32 protein-coding genes and 1 pseudogene are annotated in these 23,075 nt (G+C 33.9%); 6 read left to right on the top strand and 27 right to left on the bottom strand.

The genetic code is table 11. From position 1 onward, the window contains the following. Nucleotides 1–81 precede the first annotated feature (81 nt). Both OR571_RS15700 and OR571_RS15705 read left to right on the top strand, forming a co-directional pair. Nucleotides 82–342, top strand: a complete 261-nt coding sequence (locus tag OR571_RS15700; protein WP_282244020.1) for a hypothetical protein — start codon at nt 82–84, stop codon at nt 340–342. A 6-nt stretch (nt 343–348) separates the two neighbouring features. Next, on the top strand, nt 349–633 hold the full coding sequence (locus tag OR571_RS15705) for a TetR-like C-terminal domain-containing protein (RefSeq protein WP_348775050.1): 285 nt from the start codon (nt 349–351) through the stop codon (nt 631–633). Between the two features lie 59 nt (nt 634–692). Here the strand turns inward: OR571_RS15705 and OR571_RS15710 are convergent. Beyond that, a pseudogene (locus OR571_RS15710) lies at nt 693–1,259 on the bottom strand (DUF4256 domain-containing protein). Nucleotides 1,260–1,448: 189 nt separating this feature from the next. On the opposite strand from OR571_RS15710, the gene OR571_RS15715 reads away from it, so the two are divergent. Further along, nucleotides 1,449–2,879, top strand: coding sequence for an aldehyde dehydrogenase family protein (locus OR571_RS15715; RefSeq protein ID WP_282244022.1), 1,431 nt, complete (start codon nt 1,449–1,451; stop codon nt 2,877–2,879). A 283-nt stretch (nt 2,880–3,162) separates the two neighbouring features. On the opposite strand, the gene OR571_RS15720 is transcribed toward OR571_RS15715, so the two are convergent. The 16 genes from OR571_RS15720 to OR571_RS15795 form a co-directional block, all read right to left on the bottom strand. Further along, complete coding sequence (locus tag OR571_RS15720; protein WP_282244023.1) at nt 3,163–3,645, bottom strand: SRPBCC family protein; 483 nt, start codon at nt 3,643–3,645, stop codon at nt 3,163–3,165. A gap of 557 nt (nt 3,646–4,202) precedes the next feature. Then, nucleotides 4,203–4,952, bottom strand: a complete 750-nt coding sequence (locus tag OR571_RS15725; protein WP_282244024.1) for a hypothetical protein — start codon at nt 4,950–4,952, stop codon at nt 4,203–4,205. A gap of 155 nt (nt 4,953–5,107) precedes the next feature. Beyond that, entirely contained in the window at nt 5,108–5,335 is a 228-nt protein-coding gene (locus tag OR571_RS15730) for a hypothetical protein (protein ID WP_282244025.1), read from the bottom strand. Nucleotides 5,336–5,479: 144 nt separating this feature from the next. Further along, nucleotides 5,480–5,764 carry a hypothetical protein gene (locus OR571_RS15735; RefSeq protein WP_282244027.1) on the bottom strand — a complete coding sequence of 95 codons (285 nt, stop codon included), beginning with the start codon at nt 5,762–5,764 and terminating at the stop codon, nt 5,480–5,482. Between the two features lie 206 nt (nt 5,765–5,970). Beyond that, entirely contained in the window at nt 5,971–6,330 is a 360-nt protein-coding gene (locus OR571_RS15740; protein ID WP_282244028.1) for a serine hydrolase domain-containing protein, read from the bottom strand. After that, on the bottom strand, nt 6,290–6,841 hold the full coding sequence (locus OR571_RS15745) for a serine hydrolase domain-containing protein (RefSeq protein WP_282244030.1): 552 nt from the start codon (nt 6,839–6,841) through the stop codon (nt 6,290–6,292). The genes OR571_RS15740 and OR571_RS15745 overlap by 41 nt, the downstream gene beginning before the upstream one ends. Nucleotides 6,842–7,002: 161 nt before the next feature. Next, entirely contained in the window at nt 7,003–7,728 is a 726-nt protein-coding gene (locus OR571_RS15750; RefSeq protein ID WP_282244031.1) for an alpha/beta fold hydrolase, read from the bottom strand. 336 nt (nt 7,729–8,064) lie between these two features. After that, entirely contained in the window at nt 8,065–9,309 is a 1,245-nt protein-coding gene (locus tag OR571_RS15755; RefSeq protein ID WP_282244033.1) for a DUF4153 domain-containing protein, read from the bottom strand. A gap of 17 nt (nt 9,310–9,326) precedes the next feature. Then, nucleotides 9,327–9,542 (bottom strand): helix-turn-helix domain-containing protein, encoded by a 216-nt coding sequence (locus tag OR571_RS15760; protein ID WP_282244035.1) that lies wholly within the window; start codon nt 9,540–9,542, stop codon nt 9,327–9,329. A gap of 11 nt (nt 9,543–9,553) precedes the next feature. After that, nucleotides 9,554–10,036 (bottom strand): DUF2975 domain-containing protein, encoded by a 483-nt coding sequence (locus tag OR571_RS15765; RefSeq protein WP_282244037.1) that lies wholly within the window; start codon nt 10,034–10,036, stop codon nt 9,554–9,556. Between the two features lie 728 nt (nt 10,037–10,764). Continuing rightward, nucleotides 10,765–10,896, bottom strand: a complete 132-nt coding sequence (locus OR571_RS15770) for a hypothetical protein (RefSeq protein ID WP_282244039.1) — start codon at nt 10,894–10,896, stop codon at nt 10,765–10,767. Nucleotides 10,897–11,273: 377 nt separating this feature from the next. Continuing rightward, nucleotides 11,274–11,684, bottom strand: coding sequence for an ABC transporter permease (locus OR571_RS15775; RefSeq protein ID WP_282244041.1), 411 nt, complete (start codon nt 11,682–11,684; stop codon nt 11,274–11,276). 395 nt (nt 11,685–12,079) lie between these two features. After that, the gene (locus OR571_RS15780) at nt 12,080–12,376 is read right to left on the bottom strand and encodes a hypothetical protein (protein ID WP_282244042.1); all 297 of its coding nucleotides are present in this window, start codon (nt 12,374–12,376) and stop codon (nt 12,080–12,082) included. Nucleotides 12,377–12,433: 57 nt separating this feature from the next. After that, nucleotides 12,434–12,904: an NUDIX domain-containing protein gene (locus tag OR571_RS15785; RefSeq protein WP_282244218.1), complete on the bottom strand. Its 471-nt coding sequence runs from the start codon at nt 12,902–12,904 to the stop codon at nt 12,434–12,436. 5 nt (nt 12,905–12,909) lie between these two features. Continuing rightward, entirely contained in the window at nt 12,910–13,527 is a 618-nt protein-coding gene (locus OR571_RS15790) for a histidine phosphatase family protein (RefSeq protein WP_282244044.1), read from the bottom strand. A 410-nt stretch (nt 13,528–13,937) separates the two neighbouring features. Further along, nucleotides 13,938–14,240 carry a hypothetical protein gene (locus tag OR571_RS15795; RefSeq protein ID WP_282244046.1) on the bottom strand — a complete coding sequence of 101 codons (303 nt, stop codon included), beginning with the start codon at nt 14,238–14,240 and terminating at the stop codon, nt 13,938–13,940. 311 nt (nt 14,241–14,551) lie between these two features. On the opposite strand from OR571_RS15795, the gene OR571_RS15800 reads away from it, so the two are divergent. Further along, nucleotides 14,552–14,734 carry a hypothetical protein gene (locus OR571_RS15800; protein WP_282244048.1) on the top strand — a complete coding sequence of 61 codons (183 nt, stop codon included), beginning with the start codon at nt 14,552–14,554 and terminating at the stop codon, nt 14,732–14,734. A gap of 267 nt (nt 14,735–15,001) precedes the next feature. On the opposite strand, the gene OR571_RS15805 is transcribed toward OR571_RS15800, so the two are convergent. Together OR571_RS15805 and OR571_RS15810 are read right to left on the bottom strand one after the other, a co-directional pair. After that, nucleotides 15,002–15,337: a hypothetical protein gene (locus OR571_RS15805; protein WP_282244050.1), complete on the bottom strand. Its 336-nt coding sequence runs from the start codon at nt 15,335–15,337 to the stop codon at nt 15,002–15,004. Nucleotides 15,338–15,492: 155 nt separating this feature from the next. Beyond that, complete coding sequence (locus tag OR571_RS15810) at nt 15,493–17,301, bottom strand: M3 family oligoendopeptidase (RefSeq protein WP_282244052.1); 1,809 nt, start codon at nt 17,299–17,301, stop codon at nt 15,493–15,495. Between the two features lie 305 nt (nt 17,302–17,606). On the opposite strand from OR571_RS15810, the gene cyoE reads away from it, so the two are divergent. Continuing rightward, nucleotides 17,607–18,503: a heme o synthase gene (gene cyoE / locus OR571_RS15815; RefSeq protein WP_282244054.1), complete on the top strand. Its 897-nt coding sequence runs from the start codon at nt 17,607–17,609 to the stop codon at nt 18,501–18,503. A 228-nt stretch (nt 18,504–18,731) separates the two neighbouring features. On the opposite strand, the gene OR571_RS15820 is transcribed toward cyoE, so the two are convergent. From OR571_RS15820 to OR571_RS15835, 4 genes are all read right to left on the bottom strand, one after another. Continuing rightward, complete coding sequence (locus tag OR571_RS15820; RefSeq protein WP_282244056.1) at nt 18,732–19,259, bottom strand: AAA family ATPase; 528 nt, start codon at nt 19,257–19,259, stop codon at nt 18,732–18,734. A 610-nt stretch (nt 19,260–19,869) separates the two neighbouring features. Further along, complete coding sequence (locus OR571_RS15825; protein ID WP_282244058.1) at nt 19,870–20,217, bottom strand: VOC family protein; 348 nt, start codon at nt 20,215–20,217, stop codon at nt 19,870–19,872. 144 nt (nt 20,218–20,361) lie between these two features. Continuing rightward, nucleotides 20,362–20,970 carry a hydrolase gene (locus OR571_RS15830; protein WP_282244220.1) on the bottom strand — a complete coding sequence of 203 codons (609 nt, stop codon included), beginning with the start codon at nt 20,968–20,970 and terminating at the stop codon, nt 20,362–20,364. 111 nt (nt 20,971–21,081) lie between these two features. Further along, the gene (locus OR571_RS15835) at nt 21,082–21,594 is read right to left on the bottom strand and encodes a zinc ribbon domain-containing protein (RefSeq protein ID WP_282244060.1); all 513 of its coding nucleotides are present in this window, start codon (nt 21,592–21,594) and stop codon (nt 21,082–21,084) included. Nucleotides 21,595–21,788: 194 nt separating this feature from the next. Here OR571_RS15835 and OR571_RS15840 point away from each other — a divergent pair, with 194 nt between their 5' ends. Beyond that, nucleotides 21,789–22,082 carry a hypothetical protein gene (locus tag OR571_RS15840; protein ID WP_282244062.1) on the top strand — a complete coding sequence of 98 codons (294 nt, stop codon included), beginning with the start codon at nt 21,789–21,791 and terminating at the stop codon, nt 22,080–22,082. Between the two features lie 7 nt (nt 22,083–22,089). Here the strand turns inward: OR571_RS15840 and OR571_RS15845 are convergent, their stop codons facing one another. The 4 genes from OR571_RS15845 to OR571_RS15855 form a co-directional block, all read right to left on the bottom strand. Further along, entirely contained in the window at nt 22,090–22,362 is a 273-nt protein-coding gene (locus OR571_RS15845; protein ID WP_282244064.1) for a CC/Se motif family (seleno)protein, read from the bottom strand. Between the two features lie 81 nt (nt 22,363–22,443). After that, nucleotides 22,444–22,680 (bottom strand): DUF2750 domain-containing protein, encoded by a 237-nt coding sequence (locus tag OR571_RS22970; protein WP_481900405.1) that lies wholly within the window; start codon nt 22,678–22,680, stop codon nt 22,444–22,446. Next, nucleotides 22,647–22,811, bottom strand: coding sequence for a DUF2750 domain-containing protein (locus OR571_RS15850; protein WP_282244066.1), 165 nt, complete (start codon nt 22,809–22,811; stop codon nt 22,647–22,649). The genes OR571_RS22970 and OR571_RS15850 overlap by 34 nt, the downstream gene beginning before the upstream one ends. Before the next feature lie 94 nt (nt 22,812–22,905). Continuing rightward, nucleotides 22,906–23,067: a tRNA U-34 5-methylaminomethyl-2-thiouridine biosynthesis protein gene (locus OR571_RS15855; protein ID WP_282244068.1), complete on the bottom strand. Its 162-nt coding sequence runs from the start codon at nt 23,065–23,067 to the stop codon at nt 22,906–22,908. Between the last annotated feature and the right edge of the window lie 8 nt (nt 23,068–23,075).

Here is a 23,075-nt window from a genome sequence, read left to right on the forward strand (position 1 = left end):
AGAAGTATAAAAACAACCATCTACAATCGGGTCATTTCTGTCGATTAAGAGACAAATTCATACGATAAAGGGATGATTTTCATGACTATTAAAGAAGATCCTCGCGCCATTCGCACACAGGAAATGCTTAAAGAAGCTTTACTAACACTATTGCAAGAGGGTAACTCGCTACATCAAATTTCTATTCATAAATTAACGCAAAGGGCTAAATTGAACCGTACCACCTTCTATTTACACTATCAAAATATTAATGAGTTAAAGGAACATTTAACTCATGACATCTTACAAGGGCTAACAGACAAAATAGAAAATTTAACTTCCATTTTTGATAGGAATAGATAAGAGCACTTGATACAGCTATTGGATTATCTCCTGGAACAAAGAAATCACCTACTTGCTTTAGTCCAGTTTGAAGAGGTCGAAAAACATTTACTAATGTTGATGAAGGATTTAATAGTAACCAGAAGAAGTCAATCAAAGAATGTAGGAAGAAAAGCTATTGTAGATCCAGACATTAAGACTGCTTCTATTATCGGCATCATTATGTGGTGGTTAAAAGATGGCTTACATCTGGATTCTGCATATATTGCGGAGCAAATTAATCTTATGTATCGGGCATGGATTTTTCTTTAAAAAAATCCATGCCAAAACATTGATTACACAACATTTTGGCATGGACTAGGCTTATTTTTTTAAACCCTCAGCGAGCCGCGGAAACCCCTTGCAGCATAGTAGGAATCTGCTCCATTATGATAAACAAAAACAGTATCGTAGCGCCAATCACAAAAAATGGCCCCGCCGAGTTTTCTAATATTAGCAGGTGTTTGCACCCAACTCGACGTTTTCTTATCAAAGCTTTCCAGTTCCTGTAGCTCTCGGTATTGCTCTTCCGATAAAATTTCGATACCCATTTCAGTCGCCATATCAATAGCGCTGTTTTCTGGTTTGTGTTTCTTTCTTGACTCCAGCGCCTCTCGGTCATAGCAAACACTTCTGCGACCTTTTGGACTCTCCGCAGAACAATCATAAAAAAGGTATTAGCCCGTCTTTTCATCATAGCCAACGACATCCGGTTCACCGCAAGTCACTTCCATTTCATGAAGGGACCATAATTTTTCAGGATTAGCTTCGAGCTTAGCTTGTACATCATTCCATTCTAGATCTTGATGACGGTGCATGTTTTTCTCAAAACGTAGTTTTAATGTACTGAGAAGTTCTTCAAGTTGTTCTAGTGATAACTCTTTGTTTCCGTTTGACATATTCGTTTCCTCCTTGGTATTTCGACTCCATATATAGAAATCCTCTCGTTAGTTCAATTTTAATAACTAATTCAGATTGTGTCCATCAATCTAAATATCATAAGCCTTAAAAATTCTTGTTATCCATATGTTTAGCCATATTCTAAAAGGGAATATTTTCATATAAGTCAAATGAAAAGGAGTTTGAATATGCTTAATCATACAAAACACTATATTAATGGTGAGTGGGTGGATTCTACTGGTTCGGACACAATAGAAGTGATAAACCCAGCAACTGAAGAAGTGATTGGAAAGATTAGCAGTGGAACGGAAGAAGATGTCAATCAGGCGGTTCAAGCAGCAAAAGAGGCTTTTCCTTCCTTTTCTCAAATGCCAGTGGACGATCGGGTAAAACTTCTAGAGAATATTGCGAAAGAATATGAAAATCGCAAAGATGATTTGGTCAAGATAATGACTGAAGAGCTAGGATCCCCAATAACAAAATCGGAGCAAATTCATTATCAAATGGGACTTGCCCACTTTAAGCAGGCTGCAGAGGAATTAAAAACTTTCCAGTTCACAGAGGAAAGGGATAACTCTTATATTATAAAGGAACCAATTGGCGTCTCTGGACTGATCACGCCATGGAATTTCCCTACCAATCAGATTTCTACGAAGCTAGCGAGCGCATTGGCAGCTGGTAGCACCTTAGTGGTGAAACCTGCATCTCAAACACCATTTGCAGCTATTATCATCGCGGAGATTTTTGACAAGGTTGGCGTCCCTAAAGGTGTCTTTAATCTTGTCAATGGTTCAGGTTCCGTCGTTGGAGAGGCCATTAGCTCTCATCCAGATATCGATTTTGTATCCTTTACTGGTTCAGGAGCAGTTGGAAGCAGTATAATGAAAAATGCTGCAGAGGATATTAAAAACGTTTCACTAGAACTTGGAGGAAAATCTCCTTTAGTTATTTTAAAGGATGCAGATGTGAAAGAAGCAGCAAGAACAGCTTTAACTCAAATCGCAACAAATACGGGTCAAGTTTGCGCAGCTGCTACACGAGTAATTGTACCGGAAGAAATGCATAAAGATTTCATCCAAGCAATGAAAGAATTAGTGACAGAGTTCCCTGTTGGAGATCCACAGGACAAAAATACATTTACCGGTCCTCAAGTATCCGAAGAACAGTGGAAAACCGTTCAATCCTATATCAAAAAAGGAGAAGAAGAAGGAGCCACCCTTGCTATCGGCGGTCCTGGTAGACCAGATGGAATCGATAAAGGATTCTTTTCCAAAATAACCGTTTTCACGAATGTGCAAAATGATATGACGATTGCACAGGAGGAAATCTTTGGACCTGTCATGTCGGTCATCACATATAAAGTTCTGGACGAAGCAATTGAAATTGCCAACGATACCGTATACGGCCTTGCCGGATATATAGTTGGAAATGATAAAGAAGAACTGAAAAAAGTTGCTTCCAGCATTCGAGCGGGTCAAATAAGAATCAATAATAGCAAATCAGATCTATCCGCTCCCTTTGGCGGCTTTAAGCAATCTGGGATCGGTCGTGAATGGGGTAACTATGGAATCGAAGAATTTATGGAGCCAAAAGCGATTATGGGAATGCCTTCTAATTAAATAGAAGTTAAGCTGTCCAAGAAGTGTTTGGGCAGCTTTTTTTAGTGTGTTCTGACTAAGAATGAAAGGATTCTTGTAAAACTAAGCATCTAGAAACACCTTGGTACTATTGAATCCACTCCATAACATACACCAATAAAAGCGGAATGAAAATACGAAAAAGAGACTGTTCACTTAAAACAGCCTCTTTTTCCGTTAATTATTAACCTTCTAGATAATCTCTTGAATATTACATTGGTGCCTTCGGCGGTGTCTCCAAAATAAAACAACCACTCTCCTTAACTTAGGAGAATACTGCAATTTTCCGTGCGATTGATTCAGTTAAACGAGATGCTACTTTAGGAACAGCCCATTTAATAATTGGCGTTAACATTGCGCCAGATAATCCTCCTGCATGAACTTCCACTGTACAAGTCATTTCAGTTTTTCCGTTAAGATCAGTAGCAGTAAAGTGACCGCTTCCTTTAAAGTTGTCTGTTAATCCTTTTAGTTCAAACATAATATTGGAAGGTTCATTCCATTCAGTGATGTCTACCTGTGCCTGTATGGTTTTCTTAATACCTTTCACGTTACCTTCAAATGTCCAAATAGATTGCTTATCATTAATAATTTCATGTTCTTTATAGGCTGGTACTGTTGTTGCCCATTTTTCAAGATCACTGACATAATCCCAAACTGCTTGTACATCTACTGGAATTTCAACTGTATGTGTTCCTGTTGCCATGATGATCCCCACTTTCACTACGCCAAAATTGTAATTATACATTTCTATGAAATAATTAGTAAGCGTAAGCTTACATCTCTCATTATACAGGATTGATCTTCGGTAAAAAGCATTAATAATATTTTTTCTATTAAAAAATGCACTATAAGAATCTATTGAAGAACAACGAAAAAAATCTAAAACTTAAACAAGGCTTACTAATTCAGGATTTAATATAACCATATGAAACGTCCAACAATCAGAGTATTCTGTACCAATTTCGTGATCATGGAGGCAGACCCTGTTCATTCCATCACAGCCGTCAAGACCACAACAACCATTTAATCTACTGCTATCTGAATGGCGATTTGAATTGATTAAATCTTTTATGTTTACAATGATCGAACCTTTTAATAGATTGTAAGCTGTTTCCTCCTGAATTAGATAAAATCCTCTCGGAATATAATCTTGACCATCCTTTCATTAATCAAATTCAGGTCCTTCAATTCCGATAATGGTTCAGAAATCTCTAAATTACATGCTTTACAAATTAGTTTCAACTTGTCGCTACCTCCTTTATACAATACTAAATTTTCGTTTCTCTTCATCTAAAACGCCCATTAGTTTAATAAGGGTTCCAATTTAAAGTACTCCGTTAATGGCACTTTTCTACCTTCTTTATGCCATCTATGATAGGTATCAAAAACCTCCTTCACATTATTATTCGCCCGAACTTCTACTAAATACTTTATAGAAAGATAACTTCGCCAATAATCAAACATAATACTTGATAAGCTACCCAGGTATGAACTGCTGCCAAAGTTATCTAAAGAATGATTTCCATATTTGTTCTTGAAAGCTTCAAACAACTCGGCTTCTGCATTTGTTATTTCATTGAATTCCTTCTCACTTAATAATATCTTTCGAGGTAGATAAAAACACATTCCTTCCTCGAACCATATACTATCTTCTCTTTCATCATCAAATTCATCTAAAAATAAATCAGAATGGTGAGTAAGTTCGTGTGCTAATATTATAAATACCTGATTTTCAGAGTAGCTTTCATAAAATTTTTGTACATTAGGAAGTGCTTTTCCGTCCAATTGTCTTACAAGAATTTTCCGCCAAGTTTCTAGATCTGGTGACATATAAATTAAATCTTTATTAGTGTAAGCTGGTATTGGTATATCGGAAAAAACCTTAGTTGCTAATTCTTCTGAAGTCCATAAAATACCTTTTGGTAGTTCTGTCAAAGAATAATGATCCTCAAGTATTTTTTGGTACGCATTCAGCTTCTTACCAAATCTATGTATAATATCTTGATACTTCTCATATTCCTCTTTGTTTTCAAAAGCATATACTTGTCTCATTAAGTTATCTCCCCTTCGTTTAAAAATGAACTAACCTGCCACGTTAGCACAATTTTAAAAAGCTTTACCCCTTCTTGAAGTGAAGTGCCTGTCAGTTTAAAAGAAAAAGCGACGTTTACTCCACAATCGCAATCGATTATTGTACAGGTTCGTACTTACTTTTTGGGCATAGTGTATGTCACAGAAAAACCATTGCTTTCTTCAATCTTTGTAAAAATTTCACGAAGAATTTCTAATGCTCTCTCATTTGATTCGTACTTACCTAAAATTTTACTCCAGTGAATTGCAGCACTACCAATTACTCCTTCTATTTTCTTTCCATTTACTGTAATCTCTTTAGCGTTTATCAAACTTTTATCATCTTGTGTTGCAATCCAAAGCATAAATAATCATCCTTTTTGTTTATTCTTTCTCATTTGTGAATACAACAATCTGGTCCTATTACTCCTCCATTTACCTGCTCATTAGTTAGAATTAAAGACTTATAGAATAATTGCATATTATATAAATGATGTGACAATAATTATTTATCTCTTACCTTTAAGCTCTAAAAGTATAGGTGCTATATTTAGTAAGATAGAAACAATTGTCAAAAACCATAATGCCCTTTCCATACCAGGTACTACATCCATTAAAGCTGACCAATCTTCCACTTTTACCCACCCAGATATAAGACTATATTCTGAACAAAGTGTTAATGCTGTAAATGATAAACCTATCGCCATAGCAAGCTTATAATCTTTTCCTGCTTTATACATATAGAGATTTATAATAGTTGCTATTATTGCGATAACCCCAAATATTATCCACATAACTATACCTCCATATAATTTAATTTATGTTGTATAATACTAATGTGCATCAACTCAATTTTTTGCATTACTTTTTTATTAGACATTAATACGTATAATCTTACTTTACAGTATATGCTCTTACTTTTTGATTTCTTATTTAACAAACCTGCCGTTTAGTTCAAGATGAAATTATCCTTTTCAAAATGACTAACCCTAAAAATTATTTAAGAAGTAATTATATCGAGAATCTTATTTGATAGATCTTCACTTTCTAAGTGGCTAAACGTTTTAGTATCCGCAGTTATAATAACCGAAATTTTTTCCATAGGATATATAAGAATTTGTTGACCACCTGTACCTAAAGCTCGATAAATCTCATTACCTCTATAACTTTTTAGCCACCAACCATATCCATAATCACCATAACTAAGATTTGTTGAAATGCGATTTTCAACAGAAGTTTTTATCCAATCATTCGAAATAATTTCATTGTTATTAACAAAACCATTATTGTTAAGTAGCTTTGATATTTTTATTAAACTTTCAAATGATATCTTTAAGCCTGTACTCCCAACAGTTACCACCTTGCGGGTCACTTTCCCATTCGACATCATTTATTCCTAGCTCTGAAAAGAGATTAGCCTGAGCATAACTGGACATCTTTAAACCCGTTGACTTACTAATAATTGCAGATAAAAGGTGATAATCAACGCCTTTGTATCTAAAATTCCCATACCCAGATAAGGGAAGATCCAATATACTCGTCACCCAATCTCTACTACTTAGAATTAATCCGTATAAGTTTTTATCATCAATATCGAATCCTGAGCTCATTGTAAGCAAGTCTCGTATTACTATATGACCAGGAGCATCAGATAAATAGTAATTAATTGGAGTTTCCAAAGACTTTATATGTTTTTCTTTAAAAGCAATCCCAATCAAAAGTGAAACTATGCTTTTTGTCATTGAACGAATGTTTATTAATTTAGAAACATTCTTTTGCTGAGTATTAAATATTTCTTTGTTTGAAACTGATACATATAAATTATGAATTGAGTCACTTTGTTCATATAATCTAAGAATTGCTTCACTCATACGACTCTTCCCCCCAGGAATATATCATTCTTAAATGAAAGCTTAATTACCTCCAAGAATTGTTACCTAACTTGTTGCTTACTTTTATTAATTATTGAAATGATAGTCTTGTTTAACCAAAAGCACTTCGTTAGTTTAAGTGCCATTCTCTCCAATGTATCTCAAATGTTGTCAATAACCCTTTTTATTGCACTAATTACTAGTTCTGGTTCATCATTCTGTATATAATGGGCACTATTTTCAGCAATCACAAATTCGCCTATCGAGGAAATTTTAAGAATCTCTTTTTGCATCTCATTCCATAACGCTTGTGAATCCTCCGAATAATGAGCTTTCTTGCCCGCTGAAAGAACAACTAATGGAATATTTAACTTTCTTATTGATACCTTCAACTGTTTTAAACTTTCCATAAATTCATCATAATTACCTTCGTATACAAATTGCTTATTATATGCTTGTTGAAATTCATGTGGCATCGTCGGTAGAAAAATCTCCCTATAATCCTCTGGGGTAGAATCGACCAGTACAAGACCACAAACCTCTTTTGGATATTTAGTTGCATACAAACGTGCATTAACTCCACCAAATGAATGGCCAACTAATATGTATGGGGGTTTTATTTTTGCTCCTTTAAGAAGTTCGTGCAATTCTCTTACCATCTCACGACTCGTCCTGGAATTAGAACTTGATTCACTCTTTCCAAGCCCTGCCCTATCATAAATGAAAACATCGGACAGCAGGGATATATCATCAACTACTGAATCCCAAACCTTAGAAGTATTTCCATAACCAGCATCCAGTACAATAGTTGGTCTTCCCTTATTTTCTCCAACCAATTTAGCGTATAGTTTACAATCACTTATCTGAACAAATATCTCTTTTGTCATTAAGTCCTTTCCCTCTCTTTTTATTAATCAGTTGGTTTAAGTACTTATCAGAATACCTCTAAACCTTATCTTATTCTGCTTAATACATTAACGTTTTTCTCGGAAAAAAGTTCATTTATCAGAAAGTTTGCACTTTATAAATATTTTCCCCATTAAGCTAAACTACCCCTTACTTCAATAAAAAAGACTTTACTTCTTCTTGAAGTAAAGCACCCTTTAGTTGAAGAAGAAACGTGAAGCTTATTCAACAATCGCGTATGAAAAACCGATATTATGCAACTCTGTATAAAAAGTTGCATAATATCGGCCTTTGTTACTTTAATAAAGCCTATCCAATTAAAAAATGATAGGAAAAGTAAATATTACGAAAGCTGCCCAAAGTCCGTAGATCGGCAAATACTTAGTGACAGCGTTTTGGATAGTGGAAGGTCCAGATTTGTTTTGAAGAAAACGGATATAGGAGAACATAATCCAGATTAGATTTGCCCATATTAGCATGTTTACTCCTAAAACAGCAATTCTATTAGGCGTAATCCCATAAGAAGATAGTCTGAACACGATGGCTGACAAAGCCACACTGTCAATGATAAGCGCAAGAACAATTAAGGCTACATTTATATAATCGGAAATGCTCTTTTTCTTGTCTGAGTCCTTCTCGATGATGGAAAATATAGTAACGGCCAATACACCAAGGAGTATTCCGTTGAAGGCTATCAGGAAATTACGGTCCAAGAATGGATTTTTTCCGACCCATACAACCGTTATAAGATAGACCAACAATGTGACCAGGACAAGAGGACTAAAAATTTTAGCTATATATGGTGTAATATTCTTAGCAAGTTTAAGATTCATGGATACTAGGTATGCAGCCACAATTGCGAGAGCGGCAGCACCAAATAAAACGACGTTGCTAAAATAGAAGTCTTCAATATCCAACCCAACAAAGCTAAATAACTGCATGGTTAATGCTGCTAGTACCATTCCGCTAACTGCCATGCTGGCATAGAGAATACCATATTCCAAATTAAATTTAATATAGGCTAATCTTGCACTGCCTTTTGCATATTCATTTCCTGTAAATGCAAGCCCTACCAATCCCCATAAGAATATGGGAAGGTGCAAATAAGCAAGGATAACACTGTCTTTATAATTCAATGGCAACATATTAAGATAAATCCCGGAAATTAGGAACAAGGCTACAAGGGAATAAATAACACTTTTTTTCGGAGTATTATTGTAAACAAAGTAGGCAGCGATAAAGGGAATTATACCAAAAGCCAGGTTAATTGGAGCAATTGCTTCCTGTTCTACAAAATGGAAAATGATCCGAGTGCTAATCCCAGCGAGAATGGCTAAAATGCCCATGAATAAGAATCCTTTTTGAAGCATGGAGGATTTTTCGTTATTTACCATCTCCTTGAAATGCAATCTTTCATACCAAACACCAAGAACCTGGGAATCAGGATTTAGTTCCCATGCCTGTGAGAATGACTTTTTAAAAGTTTTTGGATCTTTTCTATACATTCTCTCCAGCTCCTGAGGATTAGCGATATTTTCAATTATCAAATTGTTAATGTCCATAGTTATACCTCCCCTTTTTAACTGTCTTCGTCATTTTTGTATTCTAAAATATCTCCTGGCTGGCATTCTAAAGCCTTACAAATTGCCTCTAAAGTAGATAATCGAATCGCTTTTGCCTTTCCGTTTTTCAATATAGAAAGGTTCGCCATTGTTATTCCAACCTTCTCCGAAAGTTCAGTTACGCTCATTTTCCTTTTTGCTATCATTACATCAATATTGATTATAATTGCCATTGTTAGTCACCTCAGACCGTTAAATCATTTTCTGATTTCATATTGATTGCTTCTAGTAAAAGTTTTTGGAGAACAGCCGCAAATACTGCGATAACCATCGATGCAAAAGGAACAACCAATCCGACAAAGACAACTCCTGGTGCATCGTCTACTTCCGCAAAGATATAGAAGAGCGGCCAAACTAGCACATGCAAAATACTAATTGTGATGGCACAGTATTTGATTTTCTTTAAAGCATTTACAGATAAATCGGAGAAAGCTTTATTTTGGTCAATATAGCGTAAGAGTTTAAAGGCCTGATACAAAGCAATGTAAAAAGGAATAGCAGACGTATCAAAAACGATGAAAACGAAATATTTTATATAAGCAAACTCTGGAAGCAATTTTGCTGCAAGATTCGCCATCTCAGGCACCAAAAAGATGCACAGAGCAAGAACTGGGAGTCCTAAAAGAATAACAGCTATTTTTAAAAACAACGTTGTTACCTTTTCCATAAAAAGCACCTCACTTATTTTTTTCTGATTTGATTTTAATATAAATTTTATCGTTTTACAATATCTTTTTATTCATTTATATAATATTTTTATTGTATATTTTTGTTTTAAGCAAAATAAAAAGTATTCCTCATTTAAAGAAATACTCGATAACTTTAAAGCATTAAATTTTATAACTTGTACAGCTAACCTGTAACATTTCGCAATGAATTTCTATGATAGATCTACTCGATATTTTGGACAAAAAATAGACCATCGGAAATGATCGTCTAAATTACTAAAGGACCTAGTACATAACTACTTTACTTAAATTCGTTTACCCAAAACCAATATCGACCAGTGTTTTTTTATTATTTGCAATCAAGAGGATAAAAGGAATAATTCCTAAAATAATATATATAGTTATGAATATCGATGTTTGGAGAATTTTCATGTTCTCAACTATACTCATAAAAATTATTAACGTTCCTAAAACAAATAAGGAAAAACTAAATCTTTCTGATAAGATTGAAACTTTATCTCGCCTAAAAGAACTCTTGTTTTTTGAGACAAAAAAATTCACTTTCCATTAGGAGGCTAAACCCTATAATCATCACCGATATTCCAAATACCAATTAAATCCCCTTCCTCTTTATACTAACCAACTTCGTTAATGAAATAAGAAAAACTAACTGTCTTGGCAGCCCTACGTAAAGCACCCCTTAGTTTTACAAGGAATAAGTAGTATTTTACTTTTCGTTCAATCTTTTTAACAATTCAATTATTTGTTTGTTTTGTTCACTTGTTTTTCTTATCTTCACTTCAATAGATAAGCAAGTTATTGCTATTACAATAACACCCACTGTTATAATAAACTCCATTTTTTATTCCCCCTCACTCCCTCTAAAATACAGCATAATAACGAATACTCTTGTTTGCTGCTTAAGTTCATTAAGAGTAAAGCTTTATTCATTTTGAAGGAAAGCACCCAGTGCAAGCCCTCGTTACTCTATTAAGAATATTACTTATGTATACTAGTTACAATTCGAGAAACAAAGTAAGAAAAGCCACTTAGACCTACATTTCCTACTAAAATTAATAAAGGCTCTTGTTCCGCATACAACATACCTATACAAAACAGGATAAAACATACTAGTGAACCTGTAATATTTAATAAAATGTTTTTTATCATTGTTTAAAACCACCTTTTATTTCACTAAATTGCTGCGTTAGTTCGATTAGAAAAAATGACTTGTATTTATCGATAATTACTAATTTTTGTCTTAAATTTAGAAGAGAAATGAAACATTAATAATATTATAAATGCGATTATACAAGGATAGCCAATGAGCACCACTGGATTCATATGTTCGACTAAACTAAACTCCCCCCATTCAAGCCATAACCCCCATCCCATTCCTAAAACACTAAATATCAAAGAGAGTATAAAAACCAATGGCCGTCGTTGTTTAAATAGCCCTACAAATATATTGACAACTCCAAAATAGATCAAAAGTGCCGAAAGGAAGAAATACCATTTGAAACCTTGTAACCCAGGGATTACAAAAGTAAATGTGATACCAGAAAAAAATACAATTGCTAGAATACTATAAATCAAAAAGAATAGTGGTTTCTTTTGTACCTCTTCATAGAATTTTTCACCTAACATTATTTTATGCCTCCTTTGACTTCCATACTTTTACCATTAATCTTCAACTAGCCTGCTCCTTTATTTTATTAAAAAAGCTTTACCCCTCGAAGTAAAGAACCCGTATGTTACTTAAATGGTCCTCTATAGTTAGGCCTTGAAACATCCACAACTGTAAAAGAAAATAAGATAATATTTACAACTAATAACAAAAATGGAAAACATAATTTGAATTTCCCTGACATCATATAAAAGTAACTCCCCTCTTAAAACCATCAAGTTTTACCTAAAATTAAAATGAAGTAGGATTAAGTAACACCCTCGTTAATACAATAAGAACTGAGCTTCTATAAGTCAGCTTACCAAGCTTGATAAATCTGTTTAATTGTTATTCAGAATGGCTTCGAGTTTATTTACTAAACAAATTCGCGTAGGAATGGCATAACAACCCCCATGACAAACAAAGCGATGGCGATGTAAAGGATGGTTCCACCTATTGGTAGAATCCATTTTTGCTTCTTGTATTGGAACCAGTAATTAACTGCCCACATGACGAGCAGAAAACCAAAAAGACCTAATTTAAATATGTCAGAGATGGGGTCATGGACTGGAGGGCTAATATTTACCACAGAGAAAAACGCTAAAATACCAATAGCACCCAATAGGATCAAATTGACGACATGCACGAAAATATTATAATAATGGTTATTCATTAAATCTCCTCCCCGAACATTTATAGTTCACAATCTCAACTATTAAAGAACATTTCCTCATGATCTCCTCTCCTTCCCAGCTGTATTAAACAAACAAGCGCCTAAAAAATCCTTCGTATCCTGGTGAGTAAGTATATCTAACACATCGTCTTTTTCCATAAATTCTATGCTACTAATTTCATTATCCTTTGGATTAAGAGAGTCTATATCTCCTAAAAATTCAACTAGAAACATAGTTGTTTCCTGTTTAGCGTATCCGAGTTTGACTTTAAGTTCATCCGGAAATTCAAAACGAATTTTTTCAGGAAATTCTTTTATGATTTTATAATCTGTTGATCCCGTCTCTTCTTGCAATTCCCGCAACAGTGCATGGTATAGTCCCTTATCTGTTTCTTCTACTCCACCTTTTATGAAGTCCCACTCACCTTTGATATTCCGTTTTCCCTCTAAAGTATTTATATTCGTCTTATGTACAATTAAAAATTTATTTCCTTGAAAAACAACTGCACCGACAGCCCTTCTGAGCATTTCTATCACTCTCCTATTTGTCGATGGGATAAATCACCCTCTAGGACGATGTTATTTTCTTTACCGCTTAACTCGACGATCGTTAGACTTGTATCTTTGATATAAGGTGGTTCCCATAGCTTTTCTAAAGGATAGTCTTTGAAGAAAGCCAATAATGTTTTGATAACAATAGAATGAGTAACGATGAGAACATTTCCTTCCCTATTTTTCTCTTGAATAGAACTAATAGCTTGCAATACTCTCTTTTTAAGCTCATCAAAATTTTCACCATTTACTGATTTATATAGATGGGGAGTATGCCAAAAGGAGTAAAATTTTTCGGGGTACTTATCCTCTAGGGCAGAAAGAGTTTGACCCTCCCACTCCCCCATATTAATTTCTCTTAAATTTTCTTCGGGTATGATAGGAATCTCTCTTTCTCCTTTAATCAAGTAAGCCGTTGATACAGTTCTTCTACTTGGACTTGTATAAATGGCATCAAAGTGTATTTCTTTAAGCCTATTTCCTAAAGATAAAGCATTACTTATCCCATTCTCAGTCAGTTGCGAATCGCACCATCCTTGCATTCTTTTTTGCGTATTCCATACAGTCTCACCATGTCTAGTAATATATAAAGTTAACAACTAATTACCCCACTTTCATGTTATTTTTAACCCTAGTAGAGCAAATGCATGTCAATGTCGAATACTTTCTCGGTGGGTAGTTCGTCCGCCACAGCCCCCTTAGTAAAAAGAGTTTTTAATTCGAAAAAGTCTCCCCTTTATCTAAGTTCAAAGTGTGCTTGTTGATTGTAACAATGTGTTTGTTTACTCAAACCACTTCTGCCTTGTGCATAGGTTCATCAAAGTAGAAAGTCATATGAAACAAATGTGGACCAATTACTTTTCCAACTATACTAATAGAAGTAGCTGCTCCACCATTTGTTGAGTAAAATTCAGATGACGTTTTAGAATCAGGTAATTCTGTTGTTGCAATTGTTCTCTTGCGAGTTTACTCAAAAATTACTCCGTTTCAAATTTCATACCAGTTCATCTCATTTACCTGCCATAGGTCTTTCGGATTTCTTTATTTTTATTAATGAATACACACTTCTAAAAAAGTTGATGTACATAAGTAAAAGCAGTAGTAGCATGCCATATGCCTGTTTAGGGAAATGCTCGAACATATAATCTTTCTGAGTAATTCCAAAATAGTTTGTCATTATTAGTAAAATCAAATTAAAAACTAAGTAAACTAGTATCTTTTTATCTTTAAATAAGAATGCAAATAACAATATTAATACTGCTAAGAGTGTAAATAACTGCAAAAAATTGAAAACAAAATCAGCAAATTCCATATTTACTCCTCCTACCTTTCAATCCCTATTAAAAAACTTCCTTATACACCTAAACTTTTTCTTTACTTTAATACGTTCCCAAGAGAAAAGAAGTTCCAATATTCAGCAAAAAACCATTAGAAAAATAGAGCTGCTCTTAATTCAATCTTCCTTGAGTGTGAAAGTTGTTCTAGGAATTATATCGTGATTTGGGGGAAATTGATTTCTCTTATTCTATTTAGGAAAAAAAAGATATTTGTTTCTAATATTTGAATATTCAGCAAAGTAGTATACAATTAAAGCAGGAAACAATCTAAAAGGCGGTGGATGTTTTGTTCGTTCTCATTATTCTCGGAATATCAATATTAGTAACCGTTTTCGGTGTTGTATACGATTATTTGGTTCGCAAAAGCTTCACTGAGGCAAATAGAGGTCCTGCTAATCAAAACGACGGACGAGTAAAGGTTGATGTAGCAACAAACCAAGCTGTAAATACGATGAACATGCCACAGTAGAGTGACACTAACGTCACACTTTTTTGTCCTAGAAATAAAATCACAGTAAGTTATATCCTCAATCCACAGATCAGTAGTTCATTGAATGAAAAATGATTGCTACAATTCATATCCATTGCAGGTTTTCAAAAGGTATTTTCTAACTACTTTTAATATAATAAAGTACTTTATTAAACTACTTGCCGCATTAGTTTAGAAAAGTTGTCACCAAGCTATTCTGTTTTACTAAGACGGCACGATAGCCCTGCTTAACAATTTCTTAATTTATTATTCCTCTTCATCTCTATATATTCTAATTGTCTTGCCGTTTTTAACCTTAGCCCATTGTTCAATCTTGTCCTCTTCATTCAAGTATAATCGGTATTGTAAATCGCTTTGCTTATCATCTAACCGTTTCACGAGATACGTTCTTGTTGGCGCCTTCAATGTGCCATGTGATTGTCTATCCAGTACTTTAACCTCAAAACCTAATTTCAACTCGATTTGCTGAATTTCCTTAGACCTTTCATTCGAATCCCATATACAAAACTCTGCCACAACGAGAAGTACTATTCCTATGCCAATAAACGTAATCCACTTTAAAGAACTCCTTCTTTTTTTCATCCCTTTACCTCTCCTTTCTTACGCGATAAATCAACATGAAATCCCCTTATATATGCAACAGACTTTTTCACATAGTTTGTTTAATGCATTAGCTTGCTGCTTAATTCCAAAAAGATAAAAAGCTTTACCCCTTCTTGAAGTAAAGCACCCCTATCTTATTTAGTATCATTGGAAGAAGTCAATTTTATATATTCCTCCACATCTTTCACACATAATGCCATACCTTTTTTCCAGAATTCCTCTGAAGTAATATCTTCCCCTAAATGTTTTATCACTAAATCCTCTGCAGTCATGCTCCCTGAGTCTCGAAGTAAGTTCAGATAATCTTTTTCAAACTCTTTTCCTTTCTCCTTTGCCTTCGCAAAGATACTTAAAGCAAATAAGTACCCAAAAGTATATGGAAAATTATAAAAAGGAGATTTCGTAATATAATAATGAGGGGTCCATACCCAAGAGTATTTGGAAGGTTGCTCTAGCGATCCATCATATGATTCATATATTGCGTCTTCCATTAACTGATTTAGACGACTTGATGAGACAATGCCTTCATTACGTTCTTCATAAAACCTCTGCTCGAATAAAAATCTCGAATGAATGTTCATAAAGTTCATGACACTACGTTTTAATTTTTCATCTAATATAATCAATTTCTCTTCTTTCGATTTTGCCTTTTTCAGAGCAGCATCAAAAATTATCATTTCCGCAAAAGTTGAAGCAGTTTCAGCAATACTCATGGGATAGCTTTTATTCAACCCATTAACAGACTTCATCGCATAGTTATGGAAAGCATGACCCAATTCATGAACAAGCGTTAACACATTTAAAAAAGTACCCCCAAATGTCATAAAAACTCTTGATTCTCCTGTAAGTGGAAAACCAGCACAAAACGGAACTGCGGATTTATTAGCGCGGTCTTCAGCTTCGATCCAAGCTTCATGAAAAGCCTGCTTAACGAAAGCTTCTAATTCAGTTCCAAACTGACTAATATGGTTTATAATTAGTTCAGCCGCTTCGTCATATCCTATCTTTTGAACACTATTATTAATGGGAGCCCAAAAGTTATAAGCTTTCATGCTCGAATCACCCATCATTTCTGCTTTTCGATTCAAGTAATTGGAGAAGGGTCTTTTGTATTTACTAACTACTGACCACATAGCATTCATTGTTTCTTCCTTCAATCTGTTATCTTTTAAAGGCATTTCTAAAACGCTTTTTACTCCAGACTTTTTATATACTTGTAAACGGAAGCCAGCAATATGATTTAATATTTTCGCAAATAGCTCTTCTTTTTCTTTCCATATAGATTCTAAAGCATGATGAGATTCCTTTCGTACTTCTTCAATAGGATGAGAACGTAAGTTAATTGCTTGTCCTACTGACAGATTTTTTTCTTCTCCTTCCACTTGAACTTTTACGTTAATACTACCCACTAATGCAGTGTAAAAATGACCCCAAGCATGATATCCATCAGCCATTAAATCAGCTATTAGATTTTGCTCTTCATCTGATAAATGCATATCTGTATTTTCACGCCATTCATTTAATATAAATCTATAATCCTCTAATTCTCTGGCTTCTATCAAAACTTCCCATATATCCTGCTTTGTATTTGCTAGTACCTTTTTCACTTTAGATACTTCTTTCTCAAAATAAGAAACTAATTGAGCTACTTTACCTCGTAGTGATACAGCTTCTTGATCCTTTGTGTTTTGTGCAAGAAGACAAGTGATAAATGAATTTGCCTGTGACAAGTGAATACGAACTTCTCCAATATCTTCTACTATTTTTAACAAGTTAGCTACTTCATTTGTTGCTAATGGTGTAGTGAATGAGTTAACACATCGTTGTAAATCTTGTAGAAGTATTTCTAATCGCTTTAAATGAATAAAAAATTCATCGGATTTGCTTTCTCCCTGAAAAATCTCATCCAAATTCCAATTTTTTTGATACCCCATTTTCTCCATCCTCTTCCCCCTATAACAATAAACAGAACGTACATTCTTATCTTAACATATTTTGAAGTAGCAGAAGTCTGAATTTACTTCCTGATTACGGGTATACAACACTTCATTTCTGAAATCTATAAATACGCAGAAAAAATGACTGGGGGATCGCTTCCGGTATTGAATATTTATAATTTATTTCCAGGAACTATAGAAATAGACCTAAATTGTTCAAAGTGATAGCGATATAAGAATGATATAATGGAATTTCGATAATCAATTAGGTTATATTGGTTAAGTGTATAAATAAGGAGCTATAAAATAAAATGAATAAGCAATCACAAAAGACCTTATGGGCGCAAGTAGTTAAAACAGGGATCATTAAGTCAAATCTAATTCCGATGGTCGCAGGATTAATGCTTGCTTTGTTTACGTATCAATACAGTTTTGTAGATAATATTTGGAATATAATTTTTGCATTTTTAGGGACTGCAGCGGTTATTGCAGCAGCTGGTTCGTTCAATAACATTTACGATCGGGATATTGATGCCATAATGGCCCGTACAAAAGTTCGCCCGACCGTTACAGGTGCCATATCGATTAAGAAAGTTTTAATAGTCGCAATCTTGTTATTAGTAGTTGGTTTAATATTATTGTATCTAGCTTCTCCGTTAGCTTCTTTCCTTGGATTTTTAGGGGTATTTTTCTACGTAGTCCCTTATACCATGTGGACAAAACGCTATACCATTTGGAATACGGAAGTTGGAAGTATCTCCGGTGCTATGCCTCCTTTAATCGGTTGGGCAGCAGTTGCTCCAGATATTTGGCATCCTGCGTGCTGGGCATTATTTTTAATAATGGTCATTTGGCAAATGCCTCACTTTTATGCGATTGCTATTCGTAAGAAGGATGATTATGCTGCAGCAAAAATTCCGATGCTCCCTGTTGTAAAAGATCGAAAACGGACCTATATCCAAACTAATTTCTATTTAATTTTATTAGTGCTATCTAGCTTTTTATTTTTGCCGTTAAGTTTAGGTCTCACTTTGGTTTCGCTCGTTTTGGGTCTATTTTGGTTGGGCTTAAGCTTATTCGGCACGCGGAAAATGGATATGAAAGACTGGTCCAATAAAATGTTTATATTCTCCTTAGTGCATATGATGGTTATTTACTTTACGGTAATTATTTACTCTGCAATCGGCCTAATTTTACAAGCAATTTAAAGATAAGCAGGCTTAAACATGAGTTAGTGTATCATCTCAGAATGGATTTCTGAGCTACTGGATGTCTCATAAAAATAAGAATAACGAAATATTAGGCTTGTTTAACTAGTTGAGAAGAAGAGAACCTCTCTAACTTAAGGTAGATTGTGTTCCTTCCTCCTCACTGAAACCCCTAAAACCTCTTAAAGTTTTGTGCAAATATACGTCGAACCTTTGTTTAATAATTGATCAATATTTGAATGAAGGGTTTTCTTTTATATGAAGAAGGATTTCCCCTAAATCCACTGGATGTAAGGAGTTTGTATCATAGAAAAAGCACTTATCTATTCTTTTACTTTCAAATTCATGCACTAATTCCAAACATCTCTCACCCATCTGATGTTCTTTTATCCTTAAAGCATCTCTTCTTAACAGTTCATCTTTATCAACCCATAAAATAACATATCGAATTTCTACATTTTGAACCTCAGCAAAAATCCTTTGAGATAGTTTTTCTACTTCCTCTGGAAAAGCAACGTAATCAATGATTACATTCTTATTCGCCTTTACAAAATTGATACTAAGATCAGCTATATTTTCCCACACTAACGCAAGGGATTCTTCACTTTTCCAAGGTGGAAGATATCCACCCACAACCATATGATTAATTGAATCCCCTTCAATATAGGCACTTTGATCAAACTGTTCAGCAAGACCCTTTGCAGTTGTTGACTTCCCAACCCCTGCAGGTCCGGAGATAATATAAATTTTATTCATTGTTTCCACCTTTTTTATATGAAATAATTTATTGCAATTTTGTAACCACGAAGCCCTTCTTCAGCTTATGAGGAGTTTTTTCTTTCTTTTTTCTGTTTCCTCCGGTGAAAAAAACGCCATATATAAAAAATCGTCCAAAACACTAATAAAGGGATAAATTGATAGTTTTTTTCACTATAAAATATTAAGATACTTACTAGGATAATTGTTGGAATAGCCAAATAAAGATAGACTCTTACTTCCTTATTTTTAAAACTTAAATCAAATCGTTCACTCATATATAGCACCTCATTAATAAATACCAAACACCTTATATAACTCTAATACGTTTTAATTTGTTATAAGTTCCAATATTCAGATAAACAGTTAAAGCTAACAACTTTATATACTTTTTTGAAACCCCACCAAGTGAAACTGAGTAATCAAATATAAACCGAACTTTACATTTCATTTATAAATGCTAATTTTTATCAGAGATATTGCATAGGAAGTAACATGAGGATATAATTTTGGAGGATAATCATCAGAGGAATTACACTATTGTCGAATTAAAAATAGGATAAAAATGCTCAGAATTTTTCTCTGAGCATTTTCCTTTGTTTACAGTCCGTTATCTCTCCCAAAGTTCAATCAATCGTCCTTCAGGATCCTTGATCCAAACAAACTTACCATATTCGCTAACCTCTTTTTCCTTAGCAAGTGTTACACCAATAGATCCTAGATGCTCAATGGCCTCGTCTATATTTTGTACTTCAAAATTCAACATCACTTGTTGTTCTGCTGGAAAATAAGTATCATCTTCGGTAAAAAAAGAAAAGATTGTTTCGTTTCCTAGTTCAGGTTTAATAATCGTCCCATTCCAATTATCTATTTCAATTTGCAACACTTCACTGTACCATTTTTTCACAGCGTCCAGATTCTTAGTTCTCCAGAATACTCCTCCGAAACCTTTTATCATCGTTTTAAACTCCTGTCTGTCTTTAAATTTTAGTCTAAAAAGCTGACCAGCACTCCATTTTCGTTAATAAAAACACCAGTCATACACAAGTATTTTACAATCAAACCAGCCACCAGTTAATCTTAAAAACACTTTTAAAAGGTATTAAGTCAGTAAAAGTTTAATATGTAATAACCCCAGATCAACAGATGTCTCTACGTAACCAATTATCTGATCTAAAGTAAAAACATCAAGTTTTTCATTCACTACTTCCTTGTCATATTCCATATCGCCTAATACATAAGGGATAAACTTTTCAACATCTTCCGACTTAACCTCTTCCAAATCCAAGATTGCAGGTAAATTAGTTATTGCTACTTTCAAATCATTCTTGAAACCGTAATATTCTAACAATTTACCGTTCAGTAATCGGAAATCATTATGGTAAAGATTTAGTATTTCTTTATTTTCTTCCATCCTGTTTTTCAACCAAGGTAGATAGAAACCTTTCAGCCATATATCATCAGCAATTAAATGCGAAAAATATCCTAAAATATAGGGATTTTCTACATGGGAACTATATTTATGCATAAATCCTTTATAATCCACGCTTCTTGAATAATCCTGTACCTCACCTTTAAAGAAATGGGATATGTCTTTCGTGGTAACAGCATCTGCTGCAATGCCGCCAAGTAAAAAAGTTGGACGATCTTCTATTGTTAGACTCTCTGCAATTCTATTAGCTATAACTAAGTGCATTATCCTTGAACCCAAAACCCACTCACACCCTTTTGTAATTACTTTACTATTTGTCTGTCCTTCGTAATTCATCTGCCTTTTTTGTAATAGAGAATTGATTCCAAAACAATTAGTATGTGCAAAATACTAGGTTAATGAAGTGACACATTCATCACAAAAATTTGCATCATTTGAACTTAATTGTTTGCAACTACTACAAATCCGTCCTATTTTTTCTCCACATTCATTACAAAATTTTGCGTTAACAGTGTTTTGCTGTTTACAGTGCGGACATGCAAAATTATCTGTCGAGGCACTTTCCAACTGTAACGCATTAGAGATTTCTTTCACTCCGGAAGTAGTTTCTTTGGCTAAATAGTTAAATGTATCCTTTGCCACTGGAGCATATTCTCTGCTTTGATACTTCGCAATAAAACCACCAAAGCCTAAACCCGATAGTATAAATCCAAGAAATAGAAGCGGGATAGCTACAAAAAATAACCAAAAATATTTAGGTTCCTCAAAACCTTGCAATGTAAAAAAGTCTATGAAAGCCACAAGCATCATAGCTCCCCCTACAATTAAAAGTAAAGGTCCCAGAAAACGGAAGAATGAACGTGTTTTCCTGTGTTGTTCAGTAATAAACTTTTCTTGACCCATTATTACTATCCTCCTTTTTAATAACACTTAATTGGATACGTTTATATGATCCTTTTAGTTTCAAATAGCAAATTAGATATTTTCTTAAACTAACCTTTTCTAATAAGTAAAATTTAATCCTCCAAAAAATAACAATAGCTTTGAAAATATTTTATCTCTATACTTATAGTGAAATTCATAAAAGGGGTCAATTTATGTATATTTGGAATATTAATGCGCTTGTTAGAGCTTTAAAGGAAGATTCCTTTAGTGAACAACAGAAGAAGAGTTATCGAATAACCTTTTGGATTATAGTAGCTATTACTGTCTTTTCTTTACCGATAGTTGATAATCCTTTTTATATGAATAAATATGATATTATTGATTTCAAATGGGCTAGTGTGTTTTGGGGATTGATAGGTTTTAAGATGTTCTTAATTAGTGGTTTTATTTTTAATTCAGCTACCATTGGTGGGAAGACTTTTGAAAGTAAAGCATTCGTTAGCTGAAGATCGATTAAACCTTGGCGGTAATCGTTTTAAATATGCCGATTCCCGTAAGTTTCAACGTCATTTTTTCATTTGTTGAAAGATGTTTTTCCACAAAAACAGATAAATTGTCCACCTTAATTTCATGATATTTATGCGAATCTTTTGGCTTTCCTAGATGAGTCATTAATTCTTGGATAGGAGGAGCACAGCAACCATTAACTTGAATAGATTTTACTGTAATATGCTCACCTTTTGACTGAAGCCAATTTTTCACTTTTGTATCTAACTCTACATGCATGAAGATCACTCGCTTTCACCTTTTTTTTATTTCAACAAGAAAAAAGACTATACTCCTTCTTTAAGTAAAGTATCCTTTAGCTTAATAAGCTTCGTCTTTTTCTCCTTCAGATATAATACATTTCCTCACGTCTTTTGGTGTAATATCGTAACCTGTTGCTGTTTTTCCACTCCAATTAACTCCTGCATATAATCTATCTGCTTCGAGACCAATTAACCATTTGTTAAGAAAATGATTTAATGTGATTTCATGTACTTGAAAATTACGATATTCAGGTATATTTTTTAGATTTTTTCGGCTCTTGTTTTTAATGACCAGAACGGCATTGCCGTTTCGCCATTATTATTTGTGAAAGAAGGAAACCCTTGGTCATCTTTTATTGTCCATACTTTTTGATACTCTAATACTTCCCTTATAAAAGCATGATATTGGGCTGATGATTGACTCATTTAAATACCTCATAAACAATTATTTTTGTCTACTGCATTAGCATTCATTGTTCTTATTCTATAAAACACACCGTTACTTGTAGAGGTCATGAATTTATTCTGTTTCTTCTTTTGGGTTGCGTCTGCCGATTAAAAATCCTAAAATAAGTCCTGTTAAAAGCAAGCTATATCCATCTGCAGAAAAATCCTTCGTAAAAATCCCCCATATAAACCAGCCCACCAAAGAACCCAATATTAAATAAAATAGATATTTCACTTTCCTAC

Origin of the sequence: Psychrobacillus sp. NEAU-3TGS, assembly GCF_029955155.1 — a bacterium.
Lineage (GTDB): Bacteria > Bacillota > Bacilli > Bacillales_A > Planococcaceae > Psychrobacillus.